Origin of the sequence: Pseudomonas sp. YNh, from assembly GCF_037993085.1 — a bacterium.
Lineage (GTDB): Bacteria > Pseudomonadota > Gammaproteobacteria > Pseudomonadales > Pseudomonadaceae > Aquipseudomonas > Aquipseudomonas putida.
Window position 1 is genome coordinate 1 of record NZ_JBBMRJ010000089.1, and the last position, 622, is coordinate 622.

Sequence of the window (622 nt, forward strand, 5' to 3'; positions counted from 1 at the left end):
CCGATACCTGCCCCGATACCGCCAGGGAAGTGTGGATCGGCTACAGCCCCCACCTGTGGACCAACGCCGTGACCGCCCGCATCACCGGTTCATCAGCCCTGCGCAAACGGTACATGCGCCCGCTGGACATGGCCGGACTGATCGCCGGCAACCAGGCGCCGTCCACCCAGCCCCATGTGTTGCCGGTCAGTGCCCTGCAAACCTGGGTCGAAGACTTCAAGCCAACCGAACGGCGCATGCCGCTGAACTGGAGCAGCGACCCGGTCACCGAAACCTTGCCTATCGGCAACCTGGTCGCCGTGGCGCGTCACTACCCCTGGACCCAACCGAAGGTACCGGTGGTGGTAGCACTCGCCGACGCCGAAGGCATGGCCCTGGACCTGAGCCTGTCGGTCTCGGCCTACCAGCATCAAATGCGCGACCTGATGCCCGCCGAGCAACTGGCACACACAAAACCCGCGCAACCTCCCGAGCAGGAACGCGTGCCGGCGTGCTACCGCCTGGATGCCGAGCAACTGAGCGTGCAAAGCCGCGATTTCCACCATCGCAACCTGGTGGGCATGCTGCTGAACAAGACGCTGGAAAGCATGTACCCGGCCGATGCGCCTTCACCTGAACTGGC

General features: G+C 64.8%; 1 protein-coding gene. It reads left to right on the forward strand.

Features of this window, described 5'->3' with window-relative positions; translation table 11 throughout:
- On the forward strand, positions 1-622 hold a 622-nt coding region (locus tag WF331_RS29165; protein ID WP_340623572.1), incomplete at both ends, for a toxin VasX.